Origin of the sequence: Pseudomonas sp. 09C 129, from assembly GCF_002843625.1 — a bacterium.
GTDB classification, from domain to species: Bacteria; Pseudomonadota; Gammaproteobacteria; order Pseudomonadales; family Pseudomonadaceae; genus Aquipseudomonas; species Aquipseudomonas chlororaphis.
Genome location: NZ_CP025261.1, coordinates 382,964 through 401,571, shown reverse-complemented (window position 1 = coordinate 401,571; position 18,608 = coordinate 382,964). Strand labels below are relative to the sequence as shown.

16 protein-coding genes are annotated in these 18,608 nt (G+C 65.8%); 7 read left to right on the top strand and 9 right to left on the bottom strand.

All coding sequences use genetic code 11. The features are described from left to right. Window positions 1-6: 6 nt before the first annotated feature. Window positions 7-633 (bottom strand): LysE family translocator, encoded by a 627-nt coding sequence (locus CXQ81_RS01930; RefSeq protein WP_101336343.1) that lies wholly within the window; start codon window positions 631-633, stop codon window positions 7-9. Between the two features lie 146 nt (window positions 634-779). Between CXQ81_RS01930 and CXQ81_RS01925 the strand changes: the two genes are divergently transcribed. Continuing rightward, window positions 780-1,253, top strand: a complete 474-nt coding sequence (locus tag CXQ81_RS01925; protein WP_007927641.1) for an Lrp/AsnC family transcriptional regulator — start codon at window positions 780-782, stop codon at window positions 1,251-1,253. A 114-nt stretch (window positions 1,254-1,367) separates the two neighbouring features. Here CXQ81_RS01925 and lpdA read toward each other — a convergent pair whose 3' ends face one another. The 7 genes from lpdA to CXQ81_RS01890 form a co-directional block, all read right to left on the bottom strand. Next, window positions 1,368-2,768: a dihydrolipoyl dehydrogenase gene (gene lpdA / locus CXQ81_RS01920; protein ID WP_101336342.1), complete on the bottom strand. Its 1,401-nt coding sequence runs from the start codon at window positions 2,766-2,768 to the stop codon at window positions 1,368-1,370. Window positions 2,769-3,001: 233 nt separating this feature from the next. Then, the gene (locus tag CXQ81_RS01915; RefSeq protein ID WP_007927638.1) at window positions 3,002-3,934 is read right to left on the bottom strand and encodes a phosphatidate cytidylyltransferase; all 933 of its coding nucleotides are present in this window, start codon (window positions 3,932-3,934) and stop codon (window positions 3,002-3,004) included. Window position 3,935: 1 nt separating this feature from the next. After that, entirely contained in the window at window positions 3,936-4,559 is a 624-nt protein-coding gene (locus tag CXQ81_RS01910) for a 1-acyl-sn-glycerol-3-phosphate acyltransferase (protein ID WP_087087392.1), read from the bottom strand. 9 nt (window positions 4,560-4,568) lie between these two features. Further along, window positions 4,569-5,024 (bottom strand): hypothetical protein, encoded by a 456-nt coding sequence (locus CXQ81_RS01905; protein ID WP_101336341.1) that lies wholly within the window; start codon window positions 5,022-5,024, stop codon window positions 4,569-4,571. Next, the gene (locus tag CXQ81_RS01900) at window positions 5,014-6,357 is read right to left on the bottom strand and encodes a phosphatase PAP2/dual specificity phosphatase family protein (protein ID WP_101339365.1); all 1,344 of its coding nucleotides are present in this window, start codon (window positions 6,355-6,357) and stop codon (window positions 5,014-5,016) included. Before CXQ81_RS01900 ends, CXQ81_RS01905 begins: the two co-directional genes overlap by 11 nt. Then, window positions 6,357-8,114, bottom strand: coding sequence for a bifunctional alpha/beta hydrolase/class I SAM-dependent methyltransferase (locus CXQ81_RS01895; RefSeq protein ID WP_101336340.1), 1,758 nt, complete (start codon window positions 8,112-8,114; stop codon window positions 6,357-6,359). The genes CXQ81_RS01900 and CXQ81_RS01895 overlap by 1 nt, the downstream gene beginning before the upstream one ends. 10 nt (window positions 8,115-8,124) lie before the next feature. Next, window positions 8,125-8,778 (bottom strand): CDP-alcohol phosphatidyltransferase family protein, encoded by a 654-nt coding sequence (locus CXQ81_RS01890; RefSeq protein ID WP_101336339.1) that lies wholly within the window; start codon window positions 8,776-8,778, stop codon window positions 8,125-8,127. A 240-nt stretch (window positions 8,779-9,018) separates the two neighbouring features. On the opposite strand from CXQ81_RS01890, the gene hflK (CXQ81_RS01885) reads away from it, so the two are divergent. From hflK (CXQ81_RS01885) to cfaB, 5 genes are all read left to right on the top strand, one after another. Continuing rightward, window positions 9,019-10,986, top strand: coding sequence for a protease modulator HflK (gene hflK, locus CXQ81_RS01885; protein ID WP_101336338.1), 1,968 nt, complete (start codon window positions 9,019-9,021; stop codon window positions 10,984-10,986). Further along, window positions 10,983-12,023: a protease modulator HflC gene (gene hflC, locus CXQ81_RS01880; protein ID WP_101336337.1), complete on the top strand. Its 1,041-nt coding sequence runs from the start codon at window positions 10,983-10,985 to the stop codon at window positions 12,021-12,023. Before hflK (CXQ81_RS01885) ends, hflC begins: the two co-directional genes overlap by 4 nt. Next, a complete protein-coding gene (gene hflK / locus CXQ81_RS01875) occupies window positions 12,020-13,078 on the top strand; it encodes a protease modulator HflK (protein WP_101336336.1) in 1,059 nt (352 codons plus the stop codon). Before hflC ends, hflK (CXQ81_RS01875) begins: the two co-directional genes overlap by 4 nt. Then, window positions 13,075-14,979, top strand: a complete 1,905-nt coding sequence (locus tag CXQ81_RS01870) for a cation-translocating P-type ATPase (protein ID WP_037035049.1) — start codon at window positions 13,075-13,077, stop codon at window positions 14,977-14,979. Before hflK (CXQ81_RS01875) ends, CXQ81_RS01870 begins: the two co-directional genes overlap by 4 nt. A gap of 246 nt (window positions 14,980-15,225) precedes the next feature. Then, a complete protein-coding gene (cfaB, locus tag CXQ81_RS01865) occupies window positions 15,226-16,413 on the top strand; it encodes a C17 cyclopropane fatty acid synthase CfaB (RefSeq protein WP_101336335.1) in 1,188 nt (395 codons plus the stop codon). A 10-nt stretch (window positions 16,414-16,423) separates the two neighbouring features. On the opposite strand, the gene cls is transcribed toward cfaB, so the two are convergent. After that, window positions 16,424-17,863 carry a cardiolipin synthase gene (gene cls, locus CXQ81_RS01860; protein WP_101336334.1) on the bottom strand — a complete coding sequence of 480 codons (1,440 nt, stop codon included), beginning with the start codon at window positions 17,861-17,863 and terminating at the stop codon, window positions 16,424-16,426. A 222-nt stretch (window positions 17,864-18,085) separates the two neighbouring features. Here cls and CXQ81_RS01855 point away from each other — a divergent pair, with 222 nt between their 5' ends. Further along, entirely contained in the window at window positions 18,086-18,607 is a 522-nt protein-coding gene (locus tag CXQ81_RS01855) for a DUF3617 domain-containing protein (protein ID WP_007927620.1), read from the top strand. The last annotated feature ends 1 nt before the right edge of the window (window position 18,608 follow it).

Genomic DNA, 18,608 nt, shown 5'->3' with positions numbered 1-18,608 from the left:
AGAGCTTCAGGCCTGTTGCACGAAAGTCAGGCGCAGGGCGAAACCGATCAGCAGGCTGCCGAACAGCCATTGCTGGACCCGCTGGGCGGCGCGGTTGTGCGCCAGCCAGCGGCCGATCCAGGCGCCGGCCAGGGCGTAGGCGCTGTCGAACAGCAACCCCACCAATACCAGCAGCAGACCGAGGCTGGCGAACTGCGCGGCCACGGGGCCGGCCTGCGGGTCGATGAACTGTGGCAGCAGCACCGAGCAGAACAGCAGCGCCTTGGGGTTGAGCAGGTTGGTCAGCAGGCCGCGGCGGATCGCTTCGCGCCAGCGCAGGGCGCTCGCGGCCTCGCCATCCCGCAGGCTGGGCAGCAGGTTGGCCCGCAGGCATTGCACGCCGAGCCACAACAGGTACGCGGCCCCGCCCAGGCGCACCACCTCGAAGGTCCAGGGCGCGGCCTTGAACAGGGCGGCCAGGCCCAGTGCCGCCAGTGCCACATGAGAGCCCCGGGCAATCGCCAGGCCCACCGCGGTGGCCAGCGCCAGGCCCTTGCCTTGGCGGGCGCCGGTTTGCAGCAGGAGGATCATGTCGGGGCCGGGCAGCAGATAGACCACCGCCAATGCCAGGAAAAACATCCACAGTTGCGCCACCTTGCCACCCCCTTTCGTTGTCGATTCGGTAGGTAGAGTCTAGGGCCGAAGGGCAGGGCAGGTGCTTGCGTAGTCAGCCAGCAAGGAGGTGGAAATTGGCATAATCTTCCACCTGGACATGGAGTGACTATCGGAAAATGCCAAAAATGAAACTGGACGCCTACGACCGCAAGATTCTCGCCGCCCTGCAGCGCGACGGCCGCCTGAGCAACGTGCAACTGGCGGAGGAGATCGGCCTGTCTCCTTCACCCTGCCTGCGTCGGGTACGGATGCTGGAAGAAGCCGGGGTGATTCGCGGCTACCAGGCCAACCTCGATCGCGATGAAGTGGGCCTGGGGCTGACGGTGTTCGTCGGGGTCAAGGTCGAGCGGCACACCGATGAGCATTCCGAAGCCTTCCACAAGGCGGTGACGGCGCTGCCGGAGGTGCTTTCGGCGTTCCTGGTGTCCGGCGAGTCGGACTTCCTGCTGCAGGTGGTGGTGCCGGACCTGCGCGCCTACGACCGTTTTCTTACCGGCAGCCTGCTGAAACTGCCGGGCGTCAGCGATATCCGCAGCAACTTCGCGATCCACACGGTGAAAACCCCAGGCGCGCTGCCGCTGGGGCATTTGCCGACCTGACGCGATCATCTGTAGCCGCTGCCGAAGGCTGCGATCGCGACCGAAGGGCGCGCAAGTCTCAAGATCGCCGAGGCCCTTCGGGCCTTACGCAGCCTGCGGCAGCGGCTACAGGTTCTACATCTGCGTCGCCATCCCTTCCACATCCATCGCTGCCTGGCGCAACGCCTCGGAGCGGGTCGGGTGCGGGTGGCAGGTCAGGGCAATGTCTTCGGCCGAGGCGGAAAACTCCATGGCCACGCAGTATTCGCCGATCATTTCGCTGACGCTCGGTCCTACCAGATGCACGCCGAGGATTTCATCGGTCTGCGCGTCCGCCAGGACCTTGGCGAAACCTTCGGTCTCGTGGTTGATCTTGGCCCGGCTGTTGGCCGTGAAAGGGAACTTGCCGACCTTGTAGGCCCGGCCCTCGGCCTTGAGCTGCTCTTCGGTCTTGCCGACGCTGGCCAGCTCCGGCTTGGTGTAGATCACACTGGGAATCAGGTCGTAATTCACTTCGCCGGCCTTGCCGACGATCTGCTCGATGCAGGCCATGGCCTCGTCCTCGGCCTTGTGGGCGAGCATCGGCCCTGAGGTGACGTCGCCAATCACCCACACGCCGGGAGCCTCGGTGCGGTGCCGCTGGTTGGCGAGCATGCCGCGCGAGTCGGTGCCCAGGCCGACGTTCTCCAGGCCCAGGCCCTGGGTATAAGGCCGGCGCCCGATGGCCACCAGCACATAGTCGGCTTCCAGCAGCTCCGCCGTGCCGCCCGCGGCGGGTTCGATACTCAACTGCACGCCATTGGCCGAGGTGCTGGCGCTGCTGACCTTGGTGCCGAGCCTGAAGGCGATTCCCTGCTTGGCCAGGGCCCGTTGCAGGGTCTTGCCGGCTTCGCCATCGACCCCGGGGCAGATGCGGTCCAGGTACTCGACCACCGTCACCTGGGCCCCCAGGCGCCGCCAGACCGAACCCAGCTCCAGGCCGATCACCCCGGCGCCGATCACCACCAGGTGCCGGGGCACCTCGCTGAGGGACAGCGCGCCGGTGGAGTCGAGGATGCGCCGGTTGTCGATCTCCACCCCGGGCAGTGGCGTCGGCTCGGAGCCGGTGGCGATCACGATGTCCTTGGCCTGCAACCGGGTCTTGGCCCCGGCGCTGTCGGTCACCGTGACCTGGCCCGGGCCGTCGATATAGCCCCAGCCCTTGATCCAGTCGACTTTGTTCTTGCGAAACAGGAACTCGATGCCCTTGGTCAGGCCGGCCACGCTGTCGTCCTTCTGCTTCATCATCTGGGCGAGGTTGAGGCTGGGCTTGACCTCGATGCCCAGTTCGGCGAATTCCTTGCCCATGGCCGCGTCATACAGCTCCGAGGCGTGCAGCAAGGCCTTGGACGGCATGCAGCCGACGTTCAGGCAGGTGCCGCCGAGGGTGGCGCGACCTTCGACGCAGGCGGCCTTGAGGCCCAGCTGGCCGGCGCGAATGGCGGCGTTGTAGCCACCGGGACCCCCACCGAGGATGACGACGTCGTAGCTGCTCATGGCTGTTCTCCTGCAATCGGAAAAGAAGGCTTTCAAAGGTAGTCGAGCGAAAAATTATGACCGTAATATGAGCGCGCAAAGCAACCCTGGTCAAGCACGCAATTGCGTCTTCCTTGTAGGAGCGAAGCTTGCTCGCGAAAGCCGCGAAGCGGCGTGCCGTCAACCGGCACGCGTTATCGTTGGCGATCTTTTCGCGAGCAAGCTTCGCTCCTACAGAAGAAGGGGATGAGTGTTCAGGTCCACCAGTAGCGCACGAGATGGAAGAAGATCGGCGCGGCGAAACACACCGAGTCCAGGCGGTCGAGCATGCCGCCGTGGCCTTCGATCATGTGACCCCAGTCCTTCACCCCGCGGTCGCGCTTGATCGCCGACATGACGATGCCGCCGGCGAAGCCCAGCAGGTTGATCAGCAGGGCGATCAGGAACGACTGCCAAATGGTGAAGGGGGTAATCCACCACAGCGCGCCGCCGATCAGCGAGGCCAGGAGGATGCCGCCGACAAAACCTTCCACGGTCTTGGATGGCGACAGCCGCGGGGCGATCTTGCGTTTGCCGAAGAGCTTTCCACAGACGTACTGCAACACGTCCGACATCTGCACCACGATCACCAGGTAGGCGATCAGCAGCAGGTTGCGCCCTTCGTAGCCGGCGATGTCCAGGGTCAGCAGCGCCGGGACGAACGACACGCAGAACACCGCGATCATCAGCCCCCACTGGACCTTGGAGGCGCGTTCCAGGAAGTGCGTGCTGTCGCCGCCCAGGGACGCGAGGATCGGCAGCAGCAGGAACACATAGACCGGGATGAAGATCGAGAACAGCCCGTACCAGTCGAAGTAGATCAGCAGGTATTGCACCGGCAGGGCCAGGTAGAACGCCGCCACCAGCGCCGGGTAGTCGCTGCGCCGGGTCGGCATCAGGGTCAGGAACTCGCGCAGGGCGTAGAAGGACACCGCGTAGAACAGCAGGATCACCGCGCTGGTGCCGAGCCAGAAGGCGATACCGATCACCAGCACCATCACCCACCAGGCGTTGATGCGCGCATTGAGGTTGTCGATCACCGAGCTCGGCGCGCCACGACTGCGCAGCTTGAGCAGAAAACCGATCAGCGAGGCCAGCACCAGTACCGCGCCGATCCCGCCGAACAACATCAGGGTTTGCCTATCCATCTCAAGAATGCTCCGGGGCCATGGCCAGCAGCGCTGCGCGGCTGCGTTCGAGGAAGTGTTCTTTGCTTTCGCCGTCCTCGAGGGACAGCGGCGCGCCGAAGCTGGTGGTGCATAGAAGCGGCAGGGGCAGGAAACGGCCCTTGGGCATCACGCGGTTGAGGTTGGCGATCCACACCGGAATCACCTGGGCCTGTGGGTAACTTTTCGCCAGATGGTAGAGGCCGCTCTTGAACGGCAGCAGGCCTTCCTCCTCCAGGTTGCGCGTGCCTTCGGGGAAGATGATCAGCGAATCGCCGTTGGCCAGGGCATCGAGCATTGGCTGCAAGGGGTTATCCACAGGCTCCTTGCGCTCGCGGTCGATCAGCACGCCATTGAACACCCGGTTGATGAGGTAGCGGCGCAGCGGGCGGGTCTGCCAGTAATCGGCGCCGGCCACTGGCCGCGTCACCTTGCGCAGCGCGGGCGGCAGCGAGGCCCAGAGCAGAACGAAGTCGCCGTGGCTGCTGTGGTTGGCGAAATAGATGCGTTGCACCGCCTGCGGCCCGCAGCCGAGCCACAGGCTGCGCGCCCCGGTGATGGTGCGGGCGGCGGAGGTGATGAGGGTGGCGACCAGGGGTTCGAGCATGAGAATTCCTTATCCGGCGACGGCCAGCCAGGGGCTGGCCAGGATGAAGCCCAGTGTCAGCAGTACTTGCGCCGCCAGCAGCCAGGCCTGGCGACGCAACAGGTTGAGGGCGCCGTGGCTGCGTTGTTGCCACGGGCGGCCGCCGGCATTCGCCGGTTGCAGGCCGAGGGCGCTCAGCGCCTGGTCCAGGGCAGCGCTGCGTTCGGCCAGCGGCAGCGGGCTGTCCACCACCCGCTGGAACAGCTCGGCATCGAAGGCCACCCGCAACGCCCAGTACTTTTGCAGCAAGCCCAGCACCAGCAGGGCGACGCTCAGGACGATGGCCCAGGGGGCGGACACGCCGAGCAGCCACTGGCCGAGGCCGAGCAGGGCGCCGAGCAGGCTCAGGCCTGTGGATAACAGGTCCAGCGAATGCCCGCGGCGCAACAGGCTGGCCACCGCATGCAGTTCCATATCAGTGGCCATGGGCGCTCCCCTGGGCTGTGGATAAAGGCTCCAGGGCCTTGCGGTGCGCGGGTTGCAGGACGATCTGCGGGCGCGCGCGGCGGATCTGCACGATCGCCGCATCGACGCTGGCGGCGCGGCCTGTGTACAACAGCCAGGCGGCCACGGCGGTGGCGCTGCGCGAATAACCCAGGGCGCAGCAGACCAGCAGCGGCGCGTGCTCGCGCAGGCTTTCGATGGCTTGCGCGGCCTCGCGGCATTGCTCGGTGGTGGGGGCGGTCAAGTCGAGCACCGGCACGCAGCGATAGGCCAGGTGGCGACCGTCCACGGACAGTTCGGCACACAGGTCGAGCACCGCGCTGAACGGGCTGTCCTGTAGTTCGCCCGGGGTCGGGATGCGCCCCAGCCAGACGTTATCCACAACCTCGTCGGGCTGTGGATGCTGGCGTGTCCATAGCCGGGAATTGATCCAGGCCGCCGCCAGATAAGGCGCCAGCAGCCAGCGCGTGGCGTTGCCCAGGCGGCCGTCCGCGCCCTTCTGGAAACCCTTGGCGTCGAACAGCCCATAGTTCAGCGCCACCAGCAGCAGGGCCAGTGCCGGCCACAACAGCCACAGCCAGGCACCGGAAAAGGCCAAGGCCGGGATGGCAAGCACCGCGGCGCCCACGGTATAGAACGACGCTAGGCGCCAGCGCTGGCGGTCGCGGGCCAGGCGCAGGTTGTGCAGCATCCCTGGGCGGTCCAGCGGCCACAGCCAGACGCACAGCCAGCCGGCCAGGGCGCCTGTGGGCACGTCGATAAAGTGGTGTTGATAAGTGGTCAGCACCGACACGCCGATCAGCGCGAACCAGCCGTGCACCAGCCAGCGCCAGGCGCCCTGGACATGCCGCGCGTAGCAGACCCACAGCACCACCAGCAGCGCGATGTGCAGCGACGGCGCCTGATTGAATGGCTTGTCGAAGCCGGCCAGCACGTCGAACAGCCAGCCGAACAGGCCATCCAGTTCCGGGCGCTGGAAGGTGAAACGCAGCGGCCAGAGCAGGAAGCAACTGACGGCGATGACTTGCGCGGTCAGCAGGCGCAAGGCGTGGCGCTTGAGCTCTTCGCGGCTGGTGGGCAACAGCAGGGAAAAACCGTACAGCAGGTCGATCGACCAGTAGGGCACGATGCTCCAGGCCCAGAACGGCATCTGCCGCTCCCAGTCGAACACCAGGCTGCCGACCTCGGCCCGTTGCGCGGTGACCCAGGTGGCGAAGCCGTAGGTGCCGAAAAACAGTGGCGCCAGCAGCAACAGCCAGAGCACCGCGGGTTTCAGCAGGCCGGGCTCGCGGGTGTATGTCGCGGCGACCGTCATCATTGCACCCGCTGCGCCAGCGACACGCTGAAAATGCCCCACTGATCGACGCGCAGGGTGATCCGGCGGAACCCCGCGGCTTCCACCAGTTGGTCCATCTCGGCCTGGGTCCGGCGACGCATGACCCAGGCCTGGCCCGCGCGGTGGCTGGTCAGGGCGCGGGCGATCAGCTCCAGCTGCGGGTGCCACGGTTGCCCGGTGTAGACCAGGTAACCGCCAGGCTCCACGGCGGCGGCCAGGCCCGCCAGGGAATCGCTGACCATCGGGTTGTCGGCGAACAGCTCGTACAGGCCGGAGACCACCGCCAGCGTCGGTTTGGGCGCCAGGGCCGCGAGGTCGTCGCGGTCGAAGGCGTCGGCTTTGACGAAGCGGGCAATCTCGCCCAGGCCTTTCTCGGCGATCAGCGCGTTGCCGTCGCGCACGTTGATGTCGCTGTAGTCGCGCAGCAGGATCGACTCCGGCAGCGGGCTGACCCCCTGCAAGGCTTCGAGAATGTAGCGCCCGTGGCCGGCGGCGATGTCGACGATGCGCACTTCGCGCTGCTCGGCGCGCAGTTTTTCCATGGCCAGGCGCAGCAGTTCTTCCACATGCAGCTTGCGTTGGCGAATGCCGCGCCAGCCGATGGAGTCCAGGTAGTTGCGGTCGATCATCCGGCCCAGGGCCGAGGTGCCGGTGGCTTGGTTGCGGTAGACGTAGTCCAGGGTGCTGCCGGAGTCGAAACCGGTGTCGAAACCCAGCTTGACCCCGGCCGAGAGCTGGCTGCCCAGGCGCATGCTGGCGCGGGTCATGCGCCAGTACAGGTCACGCAGGGAGTTGTGCGGCAGGGGCGCCGCCAGCGCCTCGGACTCGGCGCAGGTCAGGCCCAGGCGGTCGGCGTCGAGCAGGGCAGGGCGGTTCAGCGGTCGCGCGAAGTTCTGCAGGATGAAGCGCCGGGCGCTGGCGACGGCCGGGGCCCGGGCCTTCTCGCCGAGGGTGTCGTGGAAGAAGCCCGGCAGGATGTGTTTTTCCTTGTGCAGGCTGCCCAGGCGCTCGAAGAACTGTTCCTGGGGCCGGCGGTGGACAACGAAGTCGGCGCCGGAGATCAGCAGCTGGGTCGGCACCTGGATCGCCTGGGCATCGGCCACCACCCGTTCGGCGGCTTCGTACAGGCCCAGCAGCACGTTCACCGAGATCGCCTTGGTGATCAGCGGGTCGCTGTCATAGGAGGCCACGCGCGCCGGGTCGTGGCTGAGGAAGCGCGCCTTGACGTAGCTGTTGACGAAAAAGTTGCCGCGAAAACGCCGCATCAGCGCCAGGCCCGGACGGGCGAAAGGCACGTAGAGCTTGACCTTGAACGCCGGCGACGCCAGCACCAGGGCGCGGATGCGCGGCGCGTAATCGTGGACCCAGGTGGTGGCAATCACCGCGCCGACGCTTTGGGCCACCACGGCCATGTGTTCTTCGTCGATGCCGTGGCTGGCCCGCAGGTGATCGCAGAAGGTCTGCACGTCGCGCACGCTGGTGGCGAAGCTCGGGCTGTCGCCACGGGCGCCGGGCGACTGACCATGGCCGCGGGCATCCCAGGCGAAGAAATCGAAGGCTGGCAGGTCCAGTTCGTCCACCAGGTGGGCGATGCGCGCGGAGTGTTCATGGCCGCGGTGGAACAACAGCACCGCCTGGCGCGGGGCGTCCGAGGGGGCGGCGGTGGCCGGCCAGTGGCGGTAGAACAGCTCGACGCCGTCGTGGGTGGTGAAGGTCTGGTGGAGAGCTTCGCGCATGGCAACTTCCTTATTCCGAGGGGGCGTTTTGCTGCACTTCTTGTCGTTGGGTGTCTTGCAGTTGTACGTCGAGCAGGCCTTGGCGAACCCGGTTGATCAAGGTGTAGACCAACAGTGCGGCGACCAGCGCCAGCACGCCGTTGATCCAGGCGGCGCTCAGCCAGCCCAGGGCGATGCCGGTGGCCAGCACGCCGAGCACGAACGCCCGGTCGCTCTTGCCCATGGGCCCGTCGTAGCGGCGCGAGGCGCCGATCATCGGCCCCAGCACGCCGGCGTATTCGCTGAACAGCGCCAGCAGCGTGACCAGCAGGACCAGCGGCAGGCTGACGCCGGCAATCAGCGCGAAAGGCAGGATCAGCGCGCTGTCGGCAATCACGTCGCACAATTCGTTGAGGTAGGCGCCCAGGCGCGATTGCTGGCCGAATTCCCGGGCCAGCATGCCGTCGATGGCGTTCAGCGCCATGCGCAGGATCATCCACAGCGGGATCAGGATGAACAGCCAGAGGTGGCTGGCGAAGCTGGCGATCAGGGCGCCCACCAGCACCGAAATCACTCCCGCCAGCACGGTGATCTGGTTGGCCGTGGTGCCGTTCTCGTACAGGCGCTGGACCCATGGCCGCAACAGGCTCTGGAAGCGCGGTTTGAGCTGGTAGATGGAGAGCATGGCTGGACGTTTCCTTGTCACAAAGTGGGCCACGGATTATGGCCACAGATCTCGCGGGCTGGCATCAGCACAGCAGCGGTTTTCCCTGGGTTTGTGACGCGCCCACGGCAAATAAAGGCATAGGTAAGGGACGAAAATTTCACTACTATCGTTATATCGTAACGATTTGTGACAAATACAGCGGCCTGCCGGAGAGTTATCCACAGGCCGGAATGGGTTAACGACCAGCGTTGGGGTGCTATGCAAGTCGATCTTGAGACTGAAGAGGCGGGGGTCGAAGCCTTGCCGAGGTTTCAGCGGGCGGCCTTTCACGAACGCCGTCTGAAGCGTTGGGGCATCGGGCTGGCGGGGCTGGCCGGGGTGGGGCTGGTGTTGGCGTTTTTCGTCGGCCTGTTTGCCCCGCAATCCTTATGGCCGGCGTTGCTGGTCAATCTGGCCGCGGCCTTGCTGGTGCTGGTCGGCGGCCTGCAGGCGGCGGGCTGGGTCAGTGCCTGGCGCGCGGGTGCGTTGCGGGCGCCGGAGGTGGCGCCGAGCCCGGAGCCGGTTGCGGATGAACCGCTACCCGACGACGGCTGGTACGAGCGGCTGCTGGAGGGCATCAGCCGGCGTTGGTCCAGTTTGTTGGCGCAGATCGGCGCGCCGACCTTGTGGCTGGGCGGTTGGGCCTTGCTGGTGCTGTTGGTGATCGAGCAGGCGTGGAACCTCGGCCTGCCCGCCGCGACCCTGGGCCTGGCGGGCAATGTCGGCGCGGTGCTGGCGCTGTTGCTGGCCTTCGGCTTGCTGGTGTTCGAGCGCCAGCTGAGCCAGGAACACCCCGGCGAATGGCCGGAAGCCGCGGCGCTGGCGCAGCTGGCGCGAGTGGCGATCATCAGCCTGGTGCTGGCGGCGCTGTGCCTGTTGTTCAGCAGCGACACGGCGCTCTGGCCCGTGCGCCTGGGCGTGCTGCTCGGCGTGTTGCCGGCGCTGGTGGCCCTGGAGTTCCTGCTGCGCGCGGTCTTGTCGTTATTCAGCCCGCGTCGCGCGCAACTGGAGCCGCGCATGCTGGCCCACAGCGTGGTAGCCGATCTGCTGCGCTGGCCGCCGCAACCCTTGCTGGCCTTGCAGCACGAATTGCACAACCGTTTCGGCATCGACCTGCGGCAGATCTGGGCCTTCACTTATATGCGCCGCGCGTTCCTGCCGGTGCTGCTGGTGGTGCTCGGGGTGGGCTGGCTGCTCACCGGCCTGCATGAAGTGCCGTTGCAGGGGCGGGGCATTTATGAGCGTTTCGGCAAGCCGGTGGCGGTCTTTGGCCCGGGTTTGCATGCGGGCCTGCCGTGGCCGCTGGGCCGGGTGCTGAGTGTCGAGAACGGCGTGGTGCACGAACTGGCCACCAGCGTCGGCGAAGCGCCCGGCGTGATCGAACCGGCCTCCGCCGAAGGGCCGCCCCCACTGGTAGCCAACCGCTTGTGGGATGCCAGCCATGTCAACGACAAGTCCCAGGTGATTGCCAGCGGCGCCGCCGACAAGCAGAGCTTCCAGATCGTCAACATGGACGTGCGCTTCGTCTATCGCATCGGCCTGAGCGATCAGGCGGCGCTGGCGGCGACTTACAACAGCGCCGATATTCCGATGCTGATCCGCAGCACCGCCAGCCGCATCCTGGTCCACGACTTCGCCTCGCGTACCCTCGACGGCCTGCTGGGCGAAGACCGTACCAACCTGGCCGAGGATATCGGCCGCGCGGTGCAGGCCGACCTGGAGAAACTCGACAGCGGGGTGGAGATCCTCGCCACCGTGGTCGAGGCCATTCACCCGCCGGCCGGCGCCGCCAATGCCTATCACGGCGTCCAGGCTGCGCAGATCGGCGCCCAGGCGCTGATCTCCCGCGAGCGCGGCGCGGCCAGCGAGCAGACCAACCAGGCACAGTTGCAGGCCAGCATCGCCCGCGATCAGGCCCAGGCCACGGCCCATGAAGTGCAGGCCACGGCGCAAGCGGCCGACCTGCGGTTCAGCGCCGAGCAAAAGGCCTATGCCAGCGCCGGCCAGGCATTCGTGCTGGAGCAGTATTTGAGCCAGCTGAGCCAGGGCCTGCGCAACGCCAAGTTGCTGGTGCTCGATCATCGCCTGGGCGGCGCCAACGCACCGACCCTCGACCTGCGTACATTCACTTTGCCGACCGAGCCTTCGGTACCGGGTAACACCGCTCAGCCAGGAGCCGTCCATTGAGCCAGTCCCATTCCCACGATCATCAGGATCACGCCGGCCACGATCACGGCCACGGCGGCCATCACGGACACCATCATCACCACCACGGCGCGCCGGAAGAGGCGGGGCCCTTTCCCTGGCGGCGCATGGCCTGGGCGCTGTTGCTGGTGTTGTTCGCCGTCGCCGCGGCAAGCCTGGTGCAAGTGCGCTCCGGCGAAGCCACGGTGATTACCCGTTTCGGCAACCCGGCGCGGGTGCTGCTGGAGCCGGGCCTCGGCTGGCGCTGGCCGGCACCGTTCGAGGCGGCGATCCCGGTGGACCTGCGCCTGCGCACCACCTCCAGCGGTTTGCAGGATGTCGGCACCCGCGACGGTCTGCGCATCATCGTCCAGGCCTATGTGGCGTGGCAGGTGCAGGGCGATACGGACAACGTGAAACGCTTTATGCGCGCGGTGCAGAACCAGCCGGATGAAGCGGCGCGGCAGATCCGCACCTTTGTCGGCTCGGCCCTGGAAACCACCGCCAGCAGTTTTGACCTGGCCAATCTGGTGAACACCGATGCCAGCAAGGTGCGCATCGCCGACTTCGAAGCCCAGTTGCGTAAACAGATCGAGCAACAGTTGCTGAGCACTTACGGCGTGCGGGTGCTGCAAGTCGGTGTCGAGCGCCTGACCCTACCCTCGGTGACCCTGACCGCCACCGTCGACCGCATGCGCGCCGAGCGTGAAACCATCGCCACCGAACGCACGGCCATCGGCAAGCGCGAAGCGGCGCAAATCCGTTCCGCCGCCGAGCGCGATGCGCGCATCGTTCAGGCCGATGCCACGGTGAAAGCCGCGGACATCGAAGCGCAATCGCGGGTGCAGGCGGCGGAGATTTACGGTCGCGCCTACGCCGGTTCGCCGCAGCTGTACAACCTGCTGCGTTCGCTAGACACCTTGGGCACTGTGGTGACCCCAGGCACCAAGCTGATTCTGCGCACCGATGCCGCGCCGTTCCGGGTGCTGGTGGACGGGCCGCCGACACTCGGCAATAAAGCCGCCGGGTCGCAACCATGAGTTTGGTTCCACGTGGAACACATGAACTTGGCAGCCCATGGATTCAGGCCGGTCGCCTGGCGTTTCTCGCCCTGTATGCGGTGACCGTGCTGGCAGCCCTGGCCTGGGCGTTTTCCAATGTGCGGCAGATCGATCCGCAAAATCGCGCGGTGGTCCTGCATTTCGGCGCCCTGGATCGCATCCAGAACGCCGGCTTGTTACTGGCCTGGCCGCAGCCGTTCGAACAGGTGGTGCTGTTGCCCGCCGCAGACCGGGTGATCGAACGCCGGGTGGAAAGCCTGCTGCGTTCCGATGCGGCCTTAAAGGGTGACAAGGTGGCCAGTTTCGCCGTGCCCCTGAGCGATGCCCTGGCCGGTTCCGGTTATCTGCTGACCGGCGACGCCGGGGTGGTGCAGCTGGATGTGCGGGTGTTCTACAAGGTCACCGAGCCTTATGCCTTTGTATTGCAGGATGAGCATGTGTTGCCGGCGCTGGATCGACTGGTGACCCGCAGTGCCCTGGCCCTGACCGCCGCCCGCGATCTGGACACCATTCTGGTGGCGCGTCCGGAACTGATCGGGGCCGACAACCAGGCCGCCGAGCGTCGCGAACGGCTGCGTGGTGATCTGGTGCAAGGCATCAACCAGCGGCTGGCGGATCTGGCGGCGACCGGGCAGGGGATCGGTATCGAAGTGACCCGGGTCGACGTCCAGTCCAGTTTGCCGGGGCCCGCGGTCAGCGCTTTCAACGCGGTGCTGACCGCCAGCCAGCAAGCCGACAAGGCGGTGGCCAACGCCCGCACCGAAGCCGAAAAACTCACGCAAACCGCCAACGAACAGGCCGACCGCACCTTGCAGGTGGCGCACGCCCAGGCCGGTGAGCGCCTGGCCAAGGCCCAGGCCGATACCGCGACCATCCAGAGCCTGGCCCAGGCGCAACGCAACGGCACCGACCCGGAAATGCTCTTGCGTATCTACCGTGAGCGCTTGCCGAAGATCCTTGGGCAGGCCGGCTCGGTGACCACGATCAATCCCCAAGACGATTCCCGCCTGATCATTCAGGGAGCCCAACCATGACTGTTCACACCCATGCCGCCGCGCCGGCGAGCATGCTCACCTCTGCCGAACAACGTAGCGCCGCGCGTCAGCTGACCCTGGCCATGCTCGCGTTGGGGCTGCTCGGCCTGGGCCTGGTCTGGCGCTGGCTGGCCCCGGAGCAGACCGGCGTCAGCCAGTTGCTGCTGGGGTTCGCTTCGTTGCTGGTGGCGCTGCCGGTGATGCGTTCGGCCTGGTACAGCCTGCGTTACCCGAGCCTGCATGGCATCACCGACCAGTTGATCGCCCTGGCCATGCTCGGCGCCTGGGCCACCGGCGACCTGCTGACCGCGGCGCTGTTGCCGATCATCATGATCTTCGGCCACGTGCTGGAAGAGCGCAGCGTGATCGGCTCCCAGGAAGCCATTCATGCCCTGGGCCGCTTGACCCGCAGCCATGCGCGACGGGTGCAGGCCGACGGCAGCATTCTGGAAGTGGACAACGCCACGCTCAAGGCTGGCGATGTCGTCGAAGTGCGCGCCGGCGATCGGGTGCCCGCCGATGGTTTGGTGCTCTCCGGACAGGCCAGCCTCGACACCGCACCGATCACTGGCGAGTCGGTGCCGCTGGAGGCCGATGTCGGCATGCAGGTGTTCGGCGGGGCGATCAACCTCGACGGCCTGTTGCGCCTGGAAGTGACCCGCACCGGCCACGAATCGACCCTGGGCAAGGTCATCGCGCTGATGCAAAGCGCCGAGCGTTCCAAGCCGCCGATCACCCGTTTGCTCGAACGTTACGCCGGCAGTTACATGGTGCTGGTATTGCTGCTGGCGGCGGTGACCTGGTTCATCACCCACGATGCCCAGGCGATGCTCGCGGTGCTGGTGGCGGCCTGCCCCTGTGCCCTGGTGCTGTCCGCGCCGGCCACGGCGATTGCCGGGATCGCCGTGGCGGCGCGGCACGGCATCCTGATTCGCAGTTCGGCGTTCCTCGAGGAGCTCGCGGACCTGACCTCGCTGGTGGTGGACAAGACCGGCACCCTGACCTTCGGCACCTTGCGCCTGCAATCGATCGACAGCCCGCGGGAAGATCGCCAGGCCTTGCTGAACCTGGCGGCCAGCCTCGGTTCGGCCAGCAGCCACCCGGTCAGCCGCGCGCTGGCCGGCCTGGTGGCCCAGGAGCATTTCCTGGTGCTGTCGGATATTCGCGAGCGCCAGGGGCTGGGAGTGGTGGCGCAGACCGAACAGGGCGAGGCCGCCCTGGGGCGTCCCGAGTTGTTCGGCCAGCTCGGCATCGCCACCACGGCAGTGCCCGAACATGACGGACCGATTGCCGGGCTGGCGCTGAACGGCGAATTTCTCGCCTGGCTGTTGCTGGCCGACAGCGTCAAGCCGGAAGCGCGGTTTGCCCTCGACGAGCTGCGAGAACTGGGGCTGGGCCGCCAGTTGTTGCTGACCGGCGACCGCCAGAGCGTGGCCGACAGCCTGGCGCGGGATGTCGGCATCGGCGATGTCGAAGCCCAGGCGCTACCAGAAGACAAGCTCAAGCGCGTGCTGGGGGAAATCGACAGCGGTTTCCGGCCGATGGTGGTGGGCGACGGGATCAACGATTCCCTGGCGCTCAAGGCTGGCGTGGTCGGTGTGGCCATGGGCGCGGGTGGGGCGGACATTGCCCTGGCGTCGGCCGATATCGTGCTGATCGGCAGCGACCTGCGGCGTCTCGGTACCTGTGTGCGCCTGAGTCGCCAGTGCCGCCAGACCCTGCAGGTCAATGTGATCATCGGCCTGGGCTGGACCCTGGCCATCGTCGCCTTTGCCGCGTTCGGCTGGCTCGGCGCGGCGGGGGCGATGATCGCGGCGGTACTGCATAACCTCAGCACCTTGCTGGTGCTGGGCAATGCCGGGCGCTTGCTGCGTTTCCAGGAGCCATTGCTCAAGTTGTAGGGGCGTGGGCCGGGGCGGAAAAGCGCGGGTTTGAGCGTCTGGAGCTAGAATTAAACCAGGTCGAACTGTGCGCCCGTCTGGCGGTCATCTGTGAAGAGGGCCCAGCTTCCGGGACGGTCGGCTGGCTGTTCAGCAGGGATTGTTGCACTGCCGGCACTGATGAATTTCAGCTATCAGATCGATAGCCTGCTAATTTTTCAGTATGGTCTAACCTCACTCAGACGTCTGAAACAAGGGGGATAATCCATGCTCGCGCAACTTCCACCGGCCTTACAGAATCTGCAACTACCACTACGCCTGCGACTCTGGGATGGCCATGAGTTCAACCTGGGGCCGGCGCCCAGCGTCACTATTGTGGTCAAGGACCCGCAACTGGTCACCCAGCTCGCCCATCCCACTCTCAACTCGCTGGGAGCGGCGTTCGTCGAGGGCAAACTTGAGCTGGAAGGCTCTATCAGCGAAGTCATCCGGGTTTGCGACGAGCTGAGCCAAGCGCTGCTGGACGGCGAGGAAGAAGTGCTGCCAGTACGTTCCCTGCACGACAAGGCCACCGATGCGGCCGCCATCTCCTACCACTACGACCTTTCCAACGACTTCTACCAGCTGTGGCTCGACAGCGACATGGCCTATTCCTGCGCCTATTTCGAGACCGGCAGTGAGAGCCTGGAACAGGCCCAACAGGCCAAATTTCGCCACCTGTGCCGCAAGCTGCGCTTGCAGCCTGGTGAATATCTGCTGGATGTCGGTTGCGGCTGGGGCGGGCTGGCGCGGTACGCGGCGCGAGAATTCGGGGCCAAGGTCTTCGGTATCACCCTGAGCAAGGAACAACTGGCGCTGGCCAGGGAGCGGGTGATCGCCGAAGGCTTGCAGGACCTGGTGGAACTGCAATTGCTGGACTACCGCGACCTGCCCCAGGACGGCCGCTTCGACAAGGTGGTGAGCGTCGGCATGTTCGAGCACGTGGGCCACGCCAACCTGGCGCAGTACTGCAAGACACTGTTCGGCGCGGTGCGCGAAGGCGGCCTGGTGATGAACCACGGAATCACCGCCAAGCACACCGATGGACGTCCCGTGGGCCGTGGAGCCGGCGACTTTATCGAGAAGTATGTGTTCCCCAATGGCGAGCTGCCGCACCTGGCGATGATCTCGGCCGAGATCAGCGAAGCGGGGCTGGAGATCGTCGACGTGGAAAGCCTGCGCCTGCATTACGCCCGCACCCTGGACCACTGGAGTGAGCGTCTGGAAGACAACCTGGAAGCCGCCTCCCGGCTGGTGCCGGAACAGGTCTTGCGCATCTGGCGCCTGTACCTGGCCGGCTGTGCCTACGCCTTCGCCCGCGGCTGGATCAACCTGCACCAGATTCTCGCGGTCAAGGCTCACGCCGATGGCAGTCATGAGCTGCCCTGGACCCGCGACGACCTGTATTACTCGTGAAGCGCCGACGCTAGAGAATCGGTGAAATAAGCCGGGCGACCCGCATACCAAGCTGTTGCAGGCGGTGGGTTTCCCGGCTTTCTTCTTTGGCGATTTCGCGGGAACGCTCGAAGTCGAGGTTGAGCATATGTTCCACCTCCCTGGCGAAGGCTTCGTCCACGGTCAGCAACATCACCTCGAAATTCAGGCGGAACGAGCGGTTGTCCAGGTTGGCGCTGCCGATCGCGCTGATTTCGCTGTCGATCAGCACCACTTTCTGGTGCAGGAAACCCGGCTGATAACGGAACACCCGCACCCCGGCGCGTACGGCTTCGAAGGCGTACAGGCTGGACGCCGCGTAGACGATCCGGTGGTCCGCGCGCGACGGCAGGAGGATTCGCACATCCACCCCGCGCAGGGCAGCCAGGCGCAAGGCGGCGAACACGGCCTCGTCGGGAACGAAATAGGGGCTGGTGATCCACACCCGTTCGGTCGCCGCGTGGATGGCTTCGACGAAGAACAGCGAGCAGGTTTCATAAGGGTCCGCCGGGCCGCTGGCCAGCACCTGGCACAGCACGCCGTCATCGGGGTAGGTGTCCGGCAGGATCAACGGCGGCAATTGCCGCGAGGCCCAGAACCAGTCTTCGGCGAAGGATTCCTGCAGGCAGGCCACCACCGGACCGCTGACCGAAACATGGGTATCGCGCCAAGGCGCCAACGGCGGTTTTTTCCCCAGGTATTCGTCGCCCACGTTATGCCCGCCGACAAACCCCAGCAGGCCATCCACCACCACTATCTTGCGGTGATTGCGAAAGTTGATCTGGAAGCGGTTGAGCCAGCCGCTGCGGGTGGCGAAGGCATGCACCTGGATGCCGGCATCGCGCAGTGACTGCACATAGGCGTGGGGCAGGGAATGGCTGCCGATGCGGTCGTAGAGCAGGTGGATCGCCACGCCTTCGCCAGCCTTTTTCAGCAGCAGCGCTTGCAGGCGTCGGCCAAGGTCGTCGTCGTGGATGATGAAGAACTGGATCAGCACCGCCGTGCGGGCACGTTCGATGGCCTGGAAAATCGCGGCGAAGGTGGCATCGCCGTTGACCAGCAGTTGTACATGGTTGCTGGCCAGGCAGGGCATGCGACCCAGCTTGGGCATGGCCCGCAGCGAGGTGTAGGCGGCGGAGGCGCGGGCGCTCAGGGCCTCCTCGATCCAGGGGCGCCAGTTCAGCTCGTTGATCGCCTTGCGCATCTCCAGGTTGGCCTGGCGCCGGGCCTTGATATAGGCATCGAAGGTGCTGCGGCCGAACACCAGATAAGGGATAAGGGTCAGGTACGGCATGAACAACAGCGACAGGGCCCAGGCGATGGAGCCTTGGGCGGTCCTGACGGTCAGCACGGCGTGGATGGCGGCGATCAGGCCGAGAAAGTGCAGGGTGGCAATCAGATAGCCAAAAATATGTGGGCCAAAATAATCCATGGGGACAGCCTTGCTCCTGAAGATTCAATGCTGGGGTCCGTATGAAAAGCGGCGTGCCGGGCGCCTTCGGCGCTACGTGCAAACAGGCGCGACCTTGCTCGCCAACTCTTCGTTGCAGACCCTAACAGACCATGTTCGAGCATGATTGTCGCTAATTAATTCGCCATGCAACGCCGCTGCATTTTTGGCGTCTAACGGCCACTACTGTCTAGGAGTCATTCGATGAAGCTTCGTCTACTGGGTTTGGCCATGGCCGCCGTTGTCTCGCTTCCGCTGGCCGCGCAGGCCCAGATGCTGCAACCGGGCCTGTGGGAACTGACCACCAGCAACATGAAAGTCGATGACCAGAGCCTGCCGGACCTGTCGTTGATTCTCGGTCAGTTGCAACAACAGCTGACGCCCGAGCAACGGGCGCAGTTGGAGAAGCAGGGCGTGACCATGGGCGGCAAGGGCATCCGCGTGTGCCTGACGCCGGAGCAGGTGAAGTCCGACACCATCCCGCTGCAGGACCCGCAATCGGGTTGCCGCCAGGAGGTCACCGACCGCACCTCCAACCAGTGGAAGTTCCGCTTCAGCTGCCCGAAAGCCCAGGGCTCGGGCGTGGCGAAATTCCTCAGCGATCGTGAGTTCACCACCAACGTCATCGGTACCTTCAATGCCACCGGCTTCCAGCAGAAGGGCAGCATGGACACCCGTGCGGTGTGGCTGGGGCAGGATTGCGGGACGGTCAAGCCAAGAGCCTAAG

Bases quoted from the DNA above. Each gene is read 5' to 3' on its own strand.
- CXQ81_RS01925 (WP_007927641.1), top strand. From the start codon at position 780: ATGAAACTGGACGCCTACGACCGCAAGATTCTCGCCGCCCTGCAGCGC.
- lpdA (WP_101336342.1), bottom strand. From the start codon at position 2,768: ATGAGCAGCTACGACGTCGTCATCCTCGGTGGGGGTCCCGGTGGCTAC.
- CXQ81_RS01915 (WP_007927638.1), bottom strand. From the start codon at position 3,934: ATGGATAGGCAAACCCTGATGTTGTTCGGCGGGATCGGCGCGGTACTG.
- CXQ81_RS01910 (WP_087087392.1), bottom strand. From the start codon at position 4,559: ATGCTCGAACCCCTGGTCGCCACCCTCATCACCTCCGCCGCCCGCACC.
- CXQ81_RS01905 (WP_101336341.1), bottom strand. From the start codon at position 5,024: ATGGCCACTGATATGGAACTGCATGCGGTGGCCAGCCTGTTGCGCCGC.
- CXQ81_RS01900 (WP_101339365.1), bottom strand. From the start codon at position 6,357: ATGACGGTCGCCGCGACATACACCCGCGAGCCCGGCCTGCTGAAACCC.
- CXQ81_RS01895 (WP_101336340.1), bottom strand. From the start codon at position 8,114: ATGCGCGAAGCTCTCCACCAGACCTTCACCACCCACGACGGCGTCGAG.
- CXQ81_RS01890 (WP_101336339.1), bottom strand. From the start codon at position 8,778: ATGCTCTCCATCTACCAGCTCAAACCGCGCTTCCAGAGCCTGTTGCGG.
- hflK (WP_101336338.1), top strand. From the start codon at position 9,019: ATGCAAGTCGATCTTGAGACTGAAGAGGCGGGGGTCGAAGCCTTGCCG.
- hflK (WP_101336336.1), top strand. From the start codon at position 12,020: ATGAGTTTGGTTCCACGTGGAACACATGAACTTGGCAGCCCATGGATT.
- CXQ81_RS01870 (WP_037035049.1), top strand. From the start codon at position 13,075: ATGACTGTTCACACCCATGCCGCCGCGCCGGCGAGCATGCTCACCTCT.
- cfaB (WP_101336335.1), top strand. From the start codon at position 15,226: ATGCTCGCGCAACTTCCACCGGCCTTACAGAATCTGCAACTACCACTA.
- cls (WP_101336334.1), bottom strand. From the start codon at position 17,863: ATGGATTATTTTGGCCCACATATTTTTGGCTATCTGATTGCCACCCTG.
- CXQ81_RS01855 (WP_007927620.1), top strand. From the start codon at position 18,086: ATGAAGCTTCGTCTACTGGGTTTGGCCATGGCCGCCGTTGTCTCGCTT.